This is a genomic window from Streptococcus sp. NSSLK0004 (assembly GCF_059039125.1).
In genome coordinates, this window is sequence record NZ_CM180142.1 from 145,565 (window position 1) to 161,881 (window position 16,317).

Genomic DNA, 16,317 nt, shown 5'->3' on the forward strand with positions numbered 1-16,317 from the left:
AACGAGAAAGGTGTTTTTCTGTCAAGAACGAGATTTTTCAAGAGAAAATCCTAGCCCTATCAAGGCTTAGTACAGATTTTCAAGGTGCGAAAGTTGAGTAAGAAAGTTGTTTGGAACGTATTAACTAATCCTGATTATATTAGAGATTGGCTAGGTGTACATATTAAAACAGATCTGTATTTCGCAACTCCATGATCGGACGGTGGAGATCCGGATCGAAGATAACGGGGTCGGATTCAGTGAGACACTTGTTCAAAGCTTTGCAGAAAAAACATCCAGCGAACGTTCGGGCTTGGGACTCATCATTGCCAAGAAATTCATTGAAGCAAATGGCGGAAATTTTAGTGTCAGCAGTAGACCGAACGAAGGGACGACACTTTCGATCAGACTGCAAGTAGCACAATGTTAGAGTGAAATTGAGGCTAAACGATTTTTTGTTGGAGGGCGCTATTGACCATGAATCTTTTTAAAGAAGAAATCGGAAACTGGCAAGATTGGAGCAATGTCTCTCAATCATTATTTGCTTTTTCTGCTCTTACTAATTTCATATTCCAAAAAGAAAACCTGCCACTCGCGAAACTCGAAAACCTGCCACCGGCAACGAATGCTGTTTTCAAATCTGGTGATTTTGTTATAAAAATATATGTTCCGCGTGAGGGAGGAATGGATCCGGCAACGGAAATACAGACAGAATTGTTTTCCATGCAGCGAGCAAATCAGCTCGGAATTCATTCCCCTAAACTGATAGCACATGGTTTTGTGGAGGATAAATATCGTTTTGTTTACATGATAATGGAATATGTTCATGGGACCGCATTCGGCGAAGCCGTAAAAAGCATGGCACACATTGAAAAATCTGAAGCAGCAAAGCAACTTTGCAAACTCACGAATATAATGAACACCTCTTGCCCACGGTTCAATGACATTGATATCTTTGCCGATGAAGATCGTTCTGAAAGGTGGAGTATATATCCCGATTCCTTTAGGTCGGAAAGACTTATTTACATCACTTCTCACGATTACGGCGAGAAAGTATATGTCCACGGCGATCTAAACAGCAACAACGTCATCATTACCGATGACGGTAAACTTTGTATTATTGACTTTGCAGATGCCGTTCTTGCGCCGAAGGTTTACGAGGATGCGTATATTGCAGCCGAACTGTTCAAATTTGATTCTGTACTGCTACGTGGTTATTTCAGTGATTATTCTGAAGAAGAGCTTGTTGGAATCATCACGGATGGTCTGCTAATCCACGATTTCGGTGGAGATGTTGTCAGAAAATACCTCGGTAAACCAGAGGAGTTCCACTGTATTAATGATCTACGAAAACGGATATATGAAAAGCTGACAAACGAACCGTCAGGCCAGTAAAAATCCGTGCGGCAATCATTGATGTGCGTCGGTTTGTATGACATTGTATCAGTTCCATTACTCAGGTGAGTAGGACAGCATCGCCACAAACCGGCACGCCTCCCAATATTATAAGGTTGTAATTCCGCATGGTCAAAACCCAATAACACGGTATGCACAAAAACTGTATTGATACTGTGCTCAATAGACTTAAAGCACTTTAGAAGGAACGGAATTTGAGGCAAACATTTTGGAAATCTTAACGTGAGCGCAGAACATCTTTCGGACAACACATGACAACATTGTCATGTGACAACCTTGTCATATAATTTGTTTTATGTTATATATTTTTAACTCAACTTTCGCACCTAGAAAATCAATGTAAAACCAGTTGTAGAACGGTCTTACGGTCTGTTGAATAGCCAGCTTGCCAAAATAGAAAAACACCACTTCGTTTGGTAAAGTGAGAGTGTCAAGCCATCACTACCAGACAGAAGAGGTGTCTTCCATCATGATAGACCATCAGCCCGATCTGAATCAACTGCCAAACGAATTAAAGCCTGCTTTTCAAGAACTGAAAGTGATGAAACATCTTCAACAAGCCGGATTCCGTAAGCGATTTGGCTTTAGCTGTGCTCGGCTATTCCAACTCGTCTTTGTCCTTCTGTTTCACCAGAAGAATTGGTTTCGACTGCTCGAGAGCAGCAAGGGCGACTCCTTTCCCGGCAAGGATGCCGTCTATCGTTTCCTCAACCATGCAGGCTTTGCCTGGCGTCGTTTTCTGACGTCGCTCAGCGTCGCGACGGTGCAGAAGGTCAGCGTGCTTACGTCGGCAGATCGGGGCACCGTCTTCATCGTCGACGATTCCATGTTCGAACGCAACCGCAGCAAAGCCGTTGAGTTGCTGGCCAGGTTCAAAGGTCATGCCACCGGCGCTTATTACAAGGGATTTCGTATGCTCGCCATGGGATGGTCCGACCGGCCATACCTTCCTGCCGCTGGACTTCGCGCTGATCAGTTCCGGCAAATCTGCCATTAACGGCATGAACGAGAAGATCGACAAACGGACGAACGGGTATAAGCGACGTCAAGAAGCACTCCTGTCGGCTCCGCAGGTGATTGTATCGATGTTGGATCGCGCGCTTGCCGCCGGAGCCACGGCCTCCTATGTCTTGATGGACAGTTGGTTCACGCACGCGCCCCTCATTGGCGAGATCGCCTCCCGCGGGCTCGACGTGATCGGCATGGTCAAGAACGACAATAAGCGTTTCCTTGTTCAAGGCCGGAAGCTGTCGCTCAAAGAACTATACACCGCAGCGTCTCCGGTGCAAAGCAAGAAACGAGGCATCCTTCGTTCGATTCGAACCGAGCTTGCCTCCGGCATACCGGTTCACGTGGTATTCGTCCGTCATCGCACGAAGAAGAACGAATGGCTCGCGGTGCTGACGACGGATCTTTCCCTCTCCGTGGAGGACGTGATCCGTATTTACGGGATCCGCTGGGACATCGAGGTCTTCTTCAAGTGCACCAAGTCGCTGCTTCGTTTGCAGAAGGAGTTTCAAGGCCGCTCCTATGATTTACTGATCAGCCATACGACGATGGTATTCTCCCGCTATATTTTGCTGGCCTGGCAGCATCGGCAAAGTACGGATGCTCGCTCGTTCGGCGGTCTGTTTTATGTGTTGTGCGACGAAGTTGGCACATTGGACTGGGCCATCGCCTTGCAGCAACTGCTCGATCTGATCAACGAAATCGCTACGAAAGCAGGAAAAAAGCTTTCGGCTCTGATTCAACGTCAACTCCAGCAATGGATTGCAACTTTACCCAGCTACATCAAGGCCTGTTTGCCCATTTCATGCTGCGAAAGTTGAGTTAGTAAAAAAGATATATAGAATACTGAAGTCTGGTGGTAAGCTAGTTTTTACGGTTGAACATCCTGTTTTTACTGCCTATGGAACACAAGACTGGCATTATAACGAAAAAGGAGAAATACTGCATTTTCCGGTGGATAATTATTATTATGAGGGCAAACGGACAGCTGTGTTTTTGGGAGAAAAGGTTACAAAATATCATAGAACACTGACCACATATCTAAATACACTGCTTTCAAATGGTTTTATAATAAATCATATTGTGGAGCCGCAGCCTCCGGAAAACATGATGGATATTCCGGGGATGCAGGATGAAATGCGCCGTCCCATGATGCTGATTGTATCGGCCAACAAAAAAGAGAAAAGATAAAATTGAAACACCCGCAACATAAACAGCAAAGGAGTGCGATATGATGCTATCTGAAAATAACTCCACACCAAGGAGTGATGAAGAGCTGCAAAAAAACATGGTTGCTGAACTTAAGCCGCACAATGCACCGATTACTCTTGTCGAATACGATCCAAGTTGGTCTGATTTGTTTGAACAGGAAGCGAACCGGATTCGTTCAGTACTCGGCAACAAAGCCTTGCAGATTGAACATGTAGGCTCGACCTCGGTACCGGGGCTTTGTGCCAAACCAATAATTGATATGCTGCTGGTTGTGAAGGACTCTGCCGACGAGCTATCCTATGTTCCGGCATTGGAATCAGCTGGCTATATATTGCGGATTCGGGAACCCGAGTGGTTCGAACACCGCCTGTTCAAAGGACCCGATACCGACATCAATCTGCATGTGTTCAGTTCGGGCACATCAGAGATTGATAGAATGTTCCGTTTTCGAGATTGGTTGCGGACTAATGATGCTGATCGAGACAAATATGCACAAGTTAAGCGAAACTTGGCAAAGAATAAATGGAGGCATGTTCAACACTATGCGGACGCCAAAACGTCCATAATACAGAAAATCATGGAACGAGCTAGTTTGAATTTAGAAAATGGGATTCCTGAGAAAAATCTTTTTATGATGTGCAAAGCATTAAATTTCAATGCCATTTCTGAGTTGTCAGATGAGTATCATGTTAGAACATGTAGAAGAGATGAACTGGATATATGGAAAGAGATGCCGTTTGACGATGTGAAATCTGCCAAAGAATATAATGGGTTTATGACGGAATACTTTAATGATGTATACGGAAGTAAAGAAGATTTATTTTTTCAGAAGTGTTTATTTGTTTGTGATAAAAATGATACTCCTATAGGGACGTGCTTTGCGTGGAAGGCATATGAAAAAATTTCTACAATACATTGGTTTAAAGTCCGGAAAAACTATGAAGGATTAGGCATTGGTAGAGCTTTACTTTCCATTGTTATGAGAAGTATTAAAGAGAATGACTATCCGGTATTTCTTCATACACAACCATCCAGCTTTCGAGCAATAAAATTGTATTCTGATTTTGGATTTGCTTTTTTAACAGACCCAATAATCGGATATAGAAAAAATGATTTGGAGGAATGTTTAACCATTCTAAAAGAACATATGCCGCAAAAAGATTTTGAAAAGCTGCAATTTGCAGAAGCACCTGAGGATTTTTTGAAAGCAGTAAAATCTTCTAAAATAAACCAGTTTTAATTTAAATGTACGGGAATTTAAATGTACGGGATAAGCCCAAGGAATCATCCCCAATTACATCCATAAAGGTCTCGAGATATGTGTCGGGATGCCCAGAAAGTTTGCGCGAAAGGAGCTCGCATTCGAGAATATGAATAACAAAGAAATACCGAAAGAAGCAATTCAAGCATCGAAAATTATAGAGGAGCTACTCGATAGTATATTAGTGGGTATATATTTGTACGGTTCTGCTGTTATGGGAGGATTACGCATTAATAGCGATGTAGATATTTTGGTTGTAATAAATCGTAGTTTATCTGAAAGAACTCGAAGAGATCTTACAGACAGACTAATGCTTATATCTGGGAAAATAGGAAACACAAAAGATATGAGACCTCTTGAAGTTACAGTCATTAATCAAAAAGATATTATTCCTTGGCATTTTCCTCCCAAATATGAATTTATGTACGGCGAGTGGCTTAGAGAGCAGTTTGAAAAGGGAGAAATTCCTGAGCCGACTTATGATCCGGATTTAGCAATACTTTTAGCACAACTAAGAAAAAATAGTATTAACCTTTTGGGACCAAAGGCAACAGAAGTAATTGAGCCTGTGCCAATGACAGATATTCGAAAAGCAATTAAAGAATCTTTGCCTGGGTTGATAGCTAGCATTAAAGGTGATGAACGCAATGTGATTTTAACTTTAGCCAGAATGTGGCTGACAGCATCTACTGGTGAAATCAGATCAAAAGATCTGGCAGCTGAATGGGCAATACCTCAATTACCCTTTGAGTATGCCATTTTACTTGACAAAGCAAGCAAGGCTTATCTGGGAGAGTATATTGATAAGTGGAAAGGAATGGAGTCTGAGGTGACTGAACTCGTTAATTATATGAAGAAGTCTATAGAATCTTCCCTTAATCTCTAAAAGGCTGGTGTTGAGAATTCCATTGATAGGTTCTCTCATACCGAAATTTCTTAAAATGGTCAAAAACCGCTGGATATGTTCCCGTCTACCGATAGTTCCAAAAATGCTGCTGATATGTTTCCACAGACGGGCAAAGTAATATGACATCAATGCCATCAACTCGAGCCACGTCGAGTGTGTTGCTCTGCTCGTAAAAGCCTAGAAACATTGGAACGAAAGGGATACTGAAAAGCCTTGAAACCAAGGATTTTTGTCGTATGGGGGAAGTATCAGAGTGAGGAATTTTTTGGAGTGGGTAGAAGTGATAGCTAGAAATTATCAGTTTTTATTCCCATTTACCCTGTGGGTACGTGTTTGTTTCCATTGACAAGGAGTTTTTGGGAATAGAAACGTACCCACCTTTATATCATTTAAATGATTGCCCCTGAAAGTGGAGATAAAGGGAAATGAGTAGATATAAAATGTGATATAATAAAAGAAAAATTATTGTATAGAATGAGAAGAGAGTATGAAATATAATGACTTCATAAACGAAACTATAATGGATTTCGGTTCTATAGAGTTTAAGAATATCAAAACTTTACTTATTGGTGAGTATATTCAATTTTCCTTTTTGGAGGATAATCGGATTGATCAGTATATTTTTTCTGAAAAATTATGTGATTATTTAGAAAAATTGGAATTGAAGACCAAGATACCTTTTCAAAAACACTTGGTTTATTACAGTATTTTCTTAGATAAATTGGTTACAAATAAAATTGCCAAAGCACCAAAAGGCAATTTGAAGGCCATGGCCCCCCATCTTATACCTAGAGCTAGACGGTATTATGATAAAGCTAAGCTAGCTGGAAAAAAACAATTCCATTCTGTCCATCAATTGATTGATTATTGCAGGGTTATGTTCTGTCTTTACAATACTGCTCTCCAATCTGATGCAAAGCAATTTGAAAATTTTGATCTATCTATTGATGCTCTATCTATTGAAAAAATTATTTTCAATATGAAGCAGGAACAAGCTAAAAAATTGAACTATCAAGTGGCAGAATTTTTCTCAAAGAATGGAATATATTCAAGTGAAGTATTCTATCTGATCATGACAATTATCGTATATTGTGAGCTAATGGGGAGTAAAACTCAAGGAGATTAACAATGTCTAAAGTAATAAATATTCATAGTCTGCATGAACTGTATAGTTTCCTTAATGAAAAAGGTGTCCTTGAGATAGTATTGAGAGGGAATAATAAACAAATACGAGCGATTCAGAAAGTTGCGATTAATCAAGTTCAAAATAAAGAGGCTGCTCAATTGGTAAACCAGGCCTTTCAAGCAATACATAAAAATTTACAATTAACCAATAATGCGCTTCAATTGCTTCAGAATGTTACTGTTTTACAAAATCTGACCCTTGCGTTGAATTGTTTGAATCTGGTTGCAACCTGTGCAGGCTTTGCAATTTTATATGCTAAACTCGAACAAATGAGTGAGGAAATTGCTCAACAAATTCAACATCTCCATCAAACTGTAAAACAAGGACATGATATTCAGACTGGCTATGAATTTAATAAAGTTCTTTCTTCATATACAGATATGTTGGATGCTAGAAGACGTCAAAATCCTTATTCTGAAGAAAAAATGCGTGAACTAGTTGATCAACTATACAATGTCTTACAGTTATTAATTGCTGTTTTTAAGAAGGAAATTGCAACAGATAAAAGTTCAATCATCTTGTCAATTTTCTCGCTTTTATCCATGTTAACCATGTCATTACGGTTTTATGATGAGCTCTACTATTTTAATAACAAGGTAAAATTAAATAGTGGAAGTGTATGGCATTCTTCTCATGATAGATGGATGAGTGTATATGATATTTTACAATCAGGTTGGTTTCTGGAAAGATTACAAGACTATGCTTTTTTGGAGTCTAATATGACAACAGTTGAAATGGATATCTACTGTGCAGAATTAATGGAAGAAGTTTCCTCGCAGAAAGAAGTGGTTGAAGATAATAAAGCACTCATTCTTGCTTTGGATGATCAACAAACTTTCCAAACATTAAATCAAGTTAATACAGCTGAATTCAAAGAAACTATTGTATCCAGTTTGGACGAATCTTTAGATCAAGATTCGGCTGCCTCGCGTCAAGTCTATCAGGCCATCATGGATCAAGTCGCTCTGATTTAAATTTGAGGTTTGAAAATGGATTTAGAAATCAAAAATGCTATGGATAGGTTGTTGATTGCATGTGAAAAAGTTGAAAGCAAACAGTTAGCAATATCTTTGCCAGTTTCATTGAAGCAATTGGTTCTTCAAGAAATCCTTACTTTTATTCACAGAATATCATTGACTGATGGTACAGAGCGAATCAATCTTTTTGTTAACACTTATCTTTTGGGGATTCAAGTTGAAGTTCCTGAATTTAATAAACTAGAAAAAATTCCTTCAACTTTCAAACTTCTATGTCAAATAGATCAAACAAATGAGGATATTGAAGGAATTACACTTTCTGAACTCTATCTAACAACCATCACTTCAATTGGACGCTACTATACATTAAGTAAAAATCGGAAAAAATCGACGGATATTCAAGGTTTTGTTGATCATGTAAAATACCTACAACAATATATGACGAATGGTCTGATTTCGGATTTAACAGAGGCAGCAGTTGCTGAGAAATTGTTGGTCGTCAACAAAAGAGAACAAGAGGTTGGATCAAAAGAAACTTCTTCTTCTGTAACTGTTGAAACTATCGAAGAAGCTTTAGACCAAATAGACCAGTTGATTGGACTAGATGCCGTAAAAAAAGAGGTTCATAATTTAACAAACTTACTACGTCTCAATAAAATGAGACAAGAACGGGGATTCAAAACCCTAAAAACCTCCAATCATTTGGTGTTCCTAGGAAATCCAGGAACTGGAAAAACGACCGTTGCTAGATTTATTGCTAAGATTTACAAGTCTTTGGGGATTTTATCAGAAGGGCAGTTGATTGAAGTAGATCGGGCTGACTTAGTAGCTGGTTATGTTGGGCAAACGGCAATCAAGACGCGAGAGGTAATTGACAAGGCACTGGGTGGAATCTTATTTATTGATGAGGCTTACACATTGGCTAAAGGTGGGACAGATTTTGGACAAGAAGCGATTGATACAATTTTAAAAGCCATGGAAGATAAGCGCGATGATTTTGTAGTTATCGCTGCAGGATATTCAGATCCAATGAATGATTTCCTGGAATCAAATCCTGGTTTAAGGTCGCGTTTCAATAAGTTGATATATTTTCCCGATTACACTGCAGAAGAATTATTGGAAATCTTTAACTCATATTGCCAGACAAATGAGATGCGAATTTCATCCGATGCAAGCCTTATTTTAAAACATTATTTACAAGAGATTTGTGACAAGAAGCCGCTAAATTTTGCAAATGGCCGAGCGGTTCGAAATATTTTTGAAACTTCATTGTCCCTTCAAGCTAATCGTCTTGCACAGAAAGAGCAGATTAATGATGATGAATTGATGCTAATTACAGCAGAAGACTTGTCTTTCACTCAGCAAGAGATGTGACTTGCAAAGAAAAATGGAAGGAGTTTCTCGAATTTGGAAACAAGATATAGTTGAATGTAGATAAATGGAACAGGCTTTCTCGTTGTTAAACATCGAAATTGATTGAAATGGTCTCTGACTTATACTCAATATTAATTACATCTGAGATTGATTATTGAAGTAAATGTGTTTACACTTTAAATGTCAATCTAAATTTTCTCACCTTTATTATTAGATTGTATTTAGAAAAATTTTTGCTATGTTAAGACAAAACGAATATGTTTAGAAGGGCTAGCAGTCCAAATACTGCTAGTCTTTTTTCTTAGGATATTATATATAAAAATGGAGTCATCACTTGATGAACTCCTATTTTTGTGTTAAGTAGGTTGTAGTTTTCTTATACGAATATCGGTAGATTAGCGGATTTTCATCTACGGTACTTACCTCAAATATGAAGAAGTGATCGCGGTTATCTTTGGACTTCTCCTTATTCAGGACAAAGTAATTCTTACGTGAAGTCGCCATTGTTTTGAGGATATCATCGGTCAGAAAGGTCAATGGAATATTCATATTGGAGTAGCGGTAGAAGTCACGTTCAAAATCTTGGTAGCTCACGCTGTAATAGTCCATTTGCAGGTGATTACGTTGAAACTCAAGCTGATTCATAGAGCACCTCCTCTACAAGTTCAATACTAACAATATCTTTCAATTTCAAATTGATGTGACCTGTTGTGGTTTTTATTAAAATGAAATCTTTGGTTAGACTTGGTATTGTTCCAGTATAGGAAACTCGATTGTTTTTTTCAACGACATGAATGCGGGTGTTCAGTTGCCCAGCATACACCTGACTGAGTAGTAACAGTTTCTTCTCTAGTGACAAATCTGACATATACGTTACTTTGTTTGCATCGTCAGTGAGTGCTGATGTATGCTCAGATAGGAAAAAGCCCATCCATTTTTGCATCTTAGTATCCTGGTACTCTCGTGCTGATTGAAATGGTAAGTATGAACGATCAATCATTTTAATCCCTCCAATCCACCAGCGGAATGACCGCCGATAAGTTTACTACGTTCAATATTTCTGGAACCTTCAGTTAGGACGGTTCCTTTTTGTATGGCCAAAAAACCAAACTGTTCTCTGACAACATCAATTGCTGTCTGAAGTCTATTTTCTTTTTCAATTTGTTCTACATCATCAAAGAGTGATAGTAGAGTATAGCTTTCATCTACGAAACCACTATAAGATACACCAATTTGTCTCACTGCTCCAGAGGAGTATTTTTTTCGGAATAATTCAAGTACATGACTTACCATTGTTTTTGGAAGATTGTTGGGATCAATTTTTTTCTGAGCATTAATTGATTTTTTCATCTCAGTCCTAGAATAGCCAATATGAATGGAGACGACAGTAGCTTTTTTATGTACCGAGCGAAGACGGTTAGCAACCTGGTCAGCCATTTCAGCCAATACGATTTCAATTTCTCTTTGGGTTCTATAATCTCTAGGAAGTACTTGTGAGTTACCCAATCCTCGTGATTTTGGTTTATAGGGTTCATGGACATTGCTCTCATCAACTCCATTGGCGTGAAACCAAAGTTGAACACCGATTTTACCGAATTCTTTTTTGAGAATATCAGGATTGAAATTAGCCAGTTCTTTGATTGAATGAATACCAAGTTTTTGTAAATGAATCTCGGTTTTACCACCAATCCCCCAAAAGTCTGTTAATCTTGGTATGGACCATACCTTAGTTTCTACATCTTCGTATGACCAGTTAGCCCTCATTGTAGCAGTTTTCTTTGCTTCATTATCTAGAGCTAGTTTTGCTAGAAGAGGGTTGGAGTTGCTCATTCCCACAGTTGAGATAATACCTGTTTTACGGTAAATATCTCTCTGAATCATAGCCGAAACATTATCTAACTTATCTTTCCTTGACATTGATTTATCAGAAATAAAGTAAGAAAGTGAGCTAGTAAGGTCCATAAAACCTTCATCGATTGAATAGGGGAGAATATCATCTGGAGCAGCATAGTCATGAAAGATATGTTGAATCTCTAGATTCTTCTCAATATATCTGTCCATGCGTGGAGGAACAATGAGTGTACGCTTTGCCCAGTGCTCGATGAAAGATTTATACTTTGGTGTTACGTCTATCCCCTGTTTCCACGCATTCTGGTAGCTGAATTTACGAGTGTTTACGTCAAAAGGCAAGTCGTAGGAACGCCCTACGTTTGCTTTTCCGAATACTTTCTTAAACATGGGTGAGGAAGCGAGTATCAATCCTGCTGAGTTATCCGCTCGGCTCATGACGCATAGAGATGTGTAGAGTGGATGCAAACCTCTATCCACACACTCAACAGAAGCATAAAAGGACTTCATATCGAGGAAGGCTATGTCACTTTGAGGTTCTATAGAGTAGTCGATATAGCCCATAGGATTATCTCCTTTTGAGTTTTTCTAGCTCTTCGATAAGTTCACCGATGTAATCGGTGATGTCGTATTCGAACTTATCAGGAGTGAAGATAATGCGTTCATCCTTTATGTAAATCATTTCTTTAACATTCATTGGTATTGTCATCCTCCTCGGTCATAGTAATTAAAATAGAATCTTCTATCAAAAAAGCGTAAGGATAGATTTTAGCATCCTCATTTTGAGGAATAAGAATTTCATCGAATCTTCATTTTCTAGTCGTTCTTCAAAGTTGTCCATATTGAAAATTTCAACTTTACAATCAGGGTTGAAACCATACGTTCCAAGTTCTAAAATATCCTTTAGCTTCATGATTATACCCCCTCTACAGGCATGAAGTGTCCCACAACTAGACCAACAATTCTTGGCTCATCCTCATAAGGGATGAACTTCTCTGGATAGTCCTTATTCAAGGATACCATTCTAAATCCATCCTCATCACGGTAGAGTTTTTTGATATAAACAGAGTCTTTCCATGATAATGCATAGACCGCACCATCATAGTCGAAACCATTCGAGCGAATAAGCGCAACTTCACCGCTCTTATAAACGGGCTCCATAGAGTCTCCCTCAATCCAAGCTGCAATGTCGTAGCCGTATTGTTCTTCATCAGAGTAGACAGTTTCAGTTTCAAACTCGTCAAAGAATCCTTCTCCGAGACCAGCTGAGAGTTGGATATCTGATAGCACTTGGACTGAGAAGAGGGGACTGACGTTAGAGGTTTGTTGTGAAAGAAGAAGCTCCTCAACATATTCCTCTGCCTTTACTTGGTTGTCAGGAGATAACTGAAGATAGTTATTGACAATATTGTATTCAGATTCAAAATAAGTTACTGGTACATCTAGGAGTTTTGCTATAGCCGAGAGATTTTTCTGATTTGGGATTGATTTACCCGATTCCCACTTACTGTAAGAAGCTCTATTGATACCTAATTTATAGGCAATTTCAGACTGATTAAATTTTCTCTCAATTCTTTTTTCTTTAAGACGAATTCCAGAAAACATGACGCACCACCTTTGTTGCTTTATTATGCAACAAATATATCAAAATTAATATTTTTTTTCAAGTTTTAAAGTCATGGAGTTGAAGATTGCAGGGGTAGAGAATTAGCATTTTGTTGTGAAACATTGTGGATACTGTGACAAAAGTAAAGTTTAAGTGGTTATGAGTTCTAAAATTAAAGTCCTATACTAGAGTGAAAAAAGTTCGCAATAAAGGACTAATGCAAAGCTTAAAGTACCAAAATGTGGTATAATACTTCTTGTTAATCAAATGGAGGTAGTTGAATGATTAGGTTTACTTATAAGAAATTATTCAAAAAAATGATTGATTTAGAAATTAATAACTCGCAATTAATGGAAATGGCAGGTATTAGTAAGACAACTTTCTATAAGTTGAAAAATGGTGAGAATATTACAACAGATGTTTTAGTTAAGATATGTAATGTTTTGAATTGTGATATTTCTGAAATTGTCGAGTGTGTGGAGGAATAAATAATGTTAAAATTAGGAACCGTATTTAGTGGAATCGGTGCTATTGAACATGCTTTAGAGCGTATGGGAATTGACTACCAAATAGAGTTTGCTTGTGATAATGGTGATGTAGATATTTTCTCGAAAAAAGTTGGTGATAATTTCAATGAAATTACTGATGAAATTACTTATTTGAAAAAAACTTCTAATCCCGTTGAAGGGCTAGATTTAATCAGAGAGTCCTTGAATAAAATAAATGATGAAGTTAAGGTGACTGAAGTAAATGAGGAAGAATTACTATCGATTTTAGATAATTATTCAAAATCCGGGAAAATGAATAAAAATCAAAAATCTGCCTATGAGTCAATTGAAAAGAAAATTCATGATTCTATTGATGTAATATCTAAGAAAGTAGAATTTATGAAATTAAGTATAAAGTTAGAATCTGATATTAATAGGAGTGAATTATCACAATCCGAGAAAAAAGAACTATTAAAAATAGGGGAACTATATATCTGTTTACACCAGACACAATATGTAGTATTTCGACAACATCAAAAAAGGCGACTTCCTTTTAGGAAATCGTCTTTTTACTTCTTATTTCAAAAATTCATATTCGAATAAGAAAGGTACAATTTCAGAATTATAATACTCTTTTGTCATTGTTTTCAATGTATTTAAGTGTCCATTTAATTCAGGATAATGGTAAATAATTTTTTCGTCTTCATCTTTTTCAGATGTATTGAGTTCATCTATAATTTGATAAACAGAATATGTTAATTCGGAATTATAGTTCTCTGTTTTTTTAGCTTCCGACAAGACTTTTGTCCACTGTTCAAACAACGCAGTTTCTTTAGTACCTTGCTTCAATTTTTCTAATTTGATAGTTGCTATGGTGTCTCCGTTAGAAGTATCTAATGACAGTTCATTTCGGTAGAACCGCCCGTCAGTACCGTATAGACTTCTCATGTGATTCTGTGTTTCGAGTGTTGTGAATAGCAAAATTTTCAATAGGTCTTGTTCGATTTTATTGCCAGATACAGCATTGTTAAAACGTTCAGAACCATCAGCAGATTTCATGATATTAGCACGCTGTGTCCAGTGTCGATTATAAGTAATGTAGCGACTAGCGGCAAACATTGGAAGTTTCTCTAGGAAATTATCTTTCCTTAATGGAAAATATCCTGCTCCGTTGTACAGACTAGCAACTAAGAGAGAGGAAGCTAAATCAGGATTGTCAAAATTTACTCCAGAAGCTCGTAAATATCCGATTAAATTATCATTTATAATCGTCTGTGAAGTAATTTTATTTGAACCTTCTAGTTTTTTTCCATTTAACCCCAGTACAAAGTCAGAAAATTCATCGTCATTGAATTTTCGTTTGTCATAGTACACGTTACTATATTTAGTATAAATACGATTGATAGTTAAATCTTCTTCTTGTAAGGTTTCGTTATTGACTATATTGAATGCTTCAAGGGTAATATTATCTAATTCTTCATCTACATTTGACCAAAGAATACAAGATACTAACGCATCAATTTTAGTATGAAAATGTTTCCTGTTGAAAGCAAATCCTCGTTCAAATTTTTTATCAATTAGGTGGATTTCCTTCCAATATTTAATAGGGCTATAAATAATATAGCTATCAGTAGGTTGACGAAGATAGTATTTGAAGCCGCTCCAAATAAAGATGTTTCCCATCTCATTTATGCCCATCCCCTTAACTTCTTGCTTCATCTGTTGCATTAAATAACTTTGCTTCCATTCGGATGACGAAGAAGTCTTTTTTGCTTTTTGGTGTTCTATACTGCGTGTATCTGCATAAGGAGGATTTTCATACAGAATAATGGTGGTATTTGGATTATCTATATACTGCTTAATAACCTCATTATTAACATATTCCTCGCTAAGAGCATCTGCTCCACGAACTAGCCCCATATTAAAAGTATCGGCTTTCTCTGTAGGAGGGATAATATGACGAACTTTATCCCCAAGCAATTCAAGTAAAACTTTGTACTCATAATATTCAACTGTTGAAAGAACACAGTGGCTCAACTCTTCATCGCTCATCAATTTTTCAAGGTTTCCAGTTCCAGCACACCTGTCTAAAATGATATAATCATTACCTTCAGGGACACGTTGTATAGCTTGGCGAACTAACTCTAATGACTTTTGAACATAAGGTTCAGGAGTATAAAATGCTCCTAGATTTTTCTTTTGTAATGTATCATTAAGTTTATCCATCAAGTATTGGAACTGAACATTAGTTTCTCCAACATAGGGATTGATGAAATTTTTAAGTTTTTCTGGTTGCCGAATTTCGCCAATAATTTGAACATTACCAGTGTAGTCTCCGATGAAATCGGATTTGTTAGCTCCTTTATTTTCACGATAAAAGCGTTCTGCCCAGCCAACAATACAGTTTTCATCTATGTTTATTTTTGTAAATTCTTTTGAACGTAATATAGTAATTAAACGGCTTTCATCAAGTTGACTTCTTCCATATTCTAGAATTTCAATCGGATTGCTCGCAGAAAATCCAGAGTTTTTAAGACTTGCACCACCAAAATATACTCTTTCAATATAAGCTAAATAGTCTTCGCTAGAAAAGACATAGATTTTTTGATTTGTTAGTGACACCAATAAGATATTTTTTGGAATTTCTCGTCCTTTGATTCTCCGAGAAGATAGGTATTTGATGGCTTGGAATAAAACAGTGTTAATATCATTGATGATAACCTTAAATTCTAGTAAATTTCCGTTGACAACGCCATCTGTATAGTCAGAAAGAATATCATCTGTTGTCAGGTTTTTATCAACAAGAGGTAGATAATCTTGATAAAATTTGAGTTGTCCATCGACTTCATTTGAGAAATGACTAGGCATATTGCACCTCACCATTACTCTCTAAAGACAATTCTAAAGGCAACTCAAAAAATTCAACATAAAAAACTTTCTCACAAAAATGTGAAAAAGCCTGTTTTAGAGCTTGACAAAAAACACGTCTGACTACATAATCAGCGTGAGCTGTGAGCTGTGAGCTGTGATTGCGTTCATACCAATCGTTTCCTTT

At 37.5% G+C, this 16,317-nt stretch carries 15 protein-coding genes and 2 pseudogenes; 11 read left to right on the forward strand and 6 right to left on the reverse strand.

The genetic code is table 11. The features are described from left to right. The first annotated feature begins 202 nt into the window (after positions 1-202). From AC4CS8_RS00940 to AC4CS8_RS00980, 9 genes and pseudogenes are all read left to right on the forward strand, one after another. A complete protein-coding gene (locus AC4CS8_RS00940) occupies positions 203-409 on the forward strand; it encodes an ATP-binding protein (protein WP_201346204.1) in 207 nt (68 codons plus the stop codon). 47 nt (positions 410-456) lie between these two features. Then, positions 457-1,374 (forward strand): aminoglycoside phosphotransferase family protein, encoded by a 918-nt coding sequence (locus tag AC4CS8_RS00945; protein WP_024399348.1) that lies wholly within the window; start codon positions 457-459, stop codon positions 1,372-1,374. Positions 1,375-1,864: 490 nt separating this feature from the next. After that, positions 1,865-3,224: pseudogene (locus AC4CS8_RS00950) on the forward strand (IS4 family transposase). A gap of 1 nt (position 3,225) precedes the next feature. Further along, a pseudogene (locus tag AC4CS8_RS00955) lies at positions 3,226-3,594 on the forward strand (class I SAM-dependent methyltransferase); the annotation flags it as partial. A 40-nt stretch (positions 3,595-3,634) separates the two neighbouring features. Then, positions 3,635-4,855, forward strand: a complete 1,221-nt coding sequence (locus tag AC4CS8_RS00960; RefSeq protein ID WP_024399350.1) for a GNAT family N-acetyltransferase — start codon at positions 3,635-3,637, stop codon at positions 4,853-4,855. A gap of 130 nt (positions 4,856-4,985) precedes the next feature. Further along, a complete protein-coding gene (gene ant(9) / locus AC4CS8_RS00965; protein WP_029750077.1) occupies positions 4,986-5,762 on the forward strand; it encodes an aminoglycoside nucleotidyltransferase ANT(9) in 777 nt (258 codons plus the stop codon). 508 nt (positions 5,763-6,270) lie between these two features. Next, a complete protein-coding gene (locus AC4CS8_RS00970) occupies positions 6,271-6,909 on the forward strand; it encodes a hypothetical protein (RefSeq protein WP_493893134.1) in 639 nt (212 codons plus the stop codon). Between the two features lie 2 nt (positions 6,910-6,911). After that, positions 6,912-7,943, forward strand: coding sequence for a hypothetical protein (locus tag AC4CS8_RS00975; RefSeq protein WP_493893135.1), 1,032 nt, complete (start codon positions 6,912-6,914; stop codon positions 7,941-7,943). A 15-nt stretch (positions 7,944-7,958) separates the two neighbouring features. Next, positions 7,959-9,320, forward strand: coding sequence for an AAA family ATPase (locus AC4CS8_RS00980; protein ID WP_493893136.1), 1,362 nt, complete (start codon positions 7,959-7,961; stop codon positions 9,318-9,320). A gap of 345 nt (positions 9,321-9,665) precedes the next feature. Here the strand turns inward: AC4CS8_RS00980 and AC4CS8_RS00985 are convergent, their stop codons facing one another. The 5 genes from AC4CS8_RS00985 to AC4CS8_RS01005 form a co-directional block, all read right to left on the reverse strand. Next, on the reverse strand, positions 9,666-9,965 hold the full coding sequence (locus AC4CS8_RS00985; RefSeq protein ID WP_493893137.1) for a DUF5960 family protein: 300 nt from the start codon (positions 9,963-9,965) through the stop codon (positions 9,666-9,668). Further along, positions 9,952-10,320: a hypothetical protein gene (locus AC4CS8_RS00990; RefSeq protein WP_014636307.1), complete on the reverse strand. Its 369-nt coding sequence runs from the start codon at positions 10,318-10,320 to the stop codon at positions 9,952-9,954. Before AC4CS8_RS00990 ends, AC4CS8_RS00985 begins: the two co-directional genes overlap by 14 nt. Beyond that, positions 10,317-11,732, reverse strand: a complete 1,416-nt coding sequence (locus AC4CS8_RS00995) for a Y-family DNA polymerase (protein ID WP_493893138.1) — start codon at positions 11,730-11,732, stop codon at positions 10,317-10,319. The genes AC4CS8_RS00990 and AC4CS8_RS00995 overlap by 4 nt, the downstream gene beginning before the upstream one ends. 4 nt (positions 11,733-11,736) lie before the next feature. Next, positions 11,737-11,877: a hypothetical protein gene (locus AC4CS8_RS01000; protein WP_153309563.1), complete on the reverse strand. Its 141-nt coding sequence runs from the start codon at positions 11,875-11,877 to the stop codon at positions 11,737-11,739. Between the two features lie 206 nt (positions 11,878-12,083). Next, positions 12,084-12,773 carry a helix-turn-helix domain-containing protein gene (locus AC4CS8_RS01005; protein ID WP_493893139.1) on the reverse strand — a complete coding sequence of 230 codons (690 nt, stop codon included), beginning with the start codon at positions 12,771-12,773 and terminating at the stop codon, positions 12,084-12,086. Positions 12,774-13,055: 282 nt separating this feature from the next. Here AC4CS8_RS01005 and AC4CS8_RS01010 point away from each other — a divergent pair, with 282 nt between their 5' ends. Both AC4CS8_RS01010 and AC4CS8_RS01015 read left to right on the forward strand, forming a co-directional pair. Then, positions 13,056-13,262: a helix-turn-helix domain-containing protein gene (locus AC4CS8_RS01010; RefSeq protein ID WP_125071142.1), complete on the forward strand. Its 207-nt coding sequence runs from the start codon at positions 13,056-13,058 to the stop codon at positions 13,260-13,262. A 3-nt stretch (positions 13,263-13,265) separates the two neighbouring features. Beyond that, positions 13,266-13,865 (forward strand): hypothetical protein, encoded by a 600-nt coding sequence (locus tag AC4CS8_RS01015; protein ID WP_493893140.1) that lies wholly within the window; start codon positions 13,266-13,268, stop codon positions 13,863-13,865. On the opposite strand, the gene AC4CS8_RS01020 is transcribed toward AC4CS8_RS01015, so the two are convergent. Continuing rightward, complete coding sequence (locus tag AC4CS8_RS01020) at positions 13,839-16,130, reverse strand: hypothetical protein (protein ID WP_172066364.1); 2,292 nt, start codon at positions 16,128-16,130, stop codon at positions 13,839-13,841. The genes AC4CS8_RS01015 and AC4CS8_RS01020 overlap by 27 nt on opposite strands. Between the last annotated feature and the right edge of the window lie 187 nt (positions 16,131-16,317).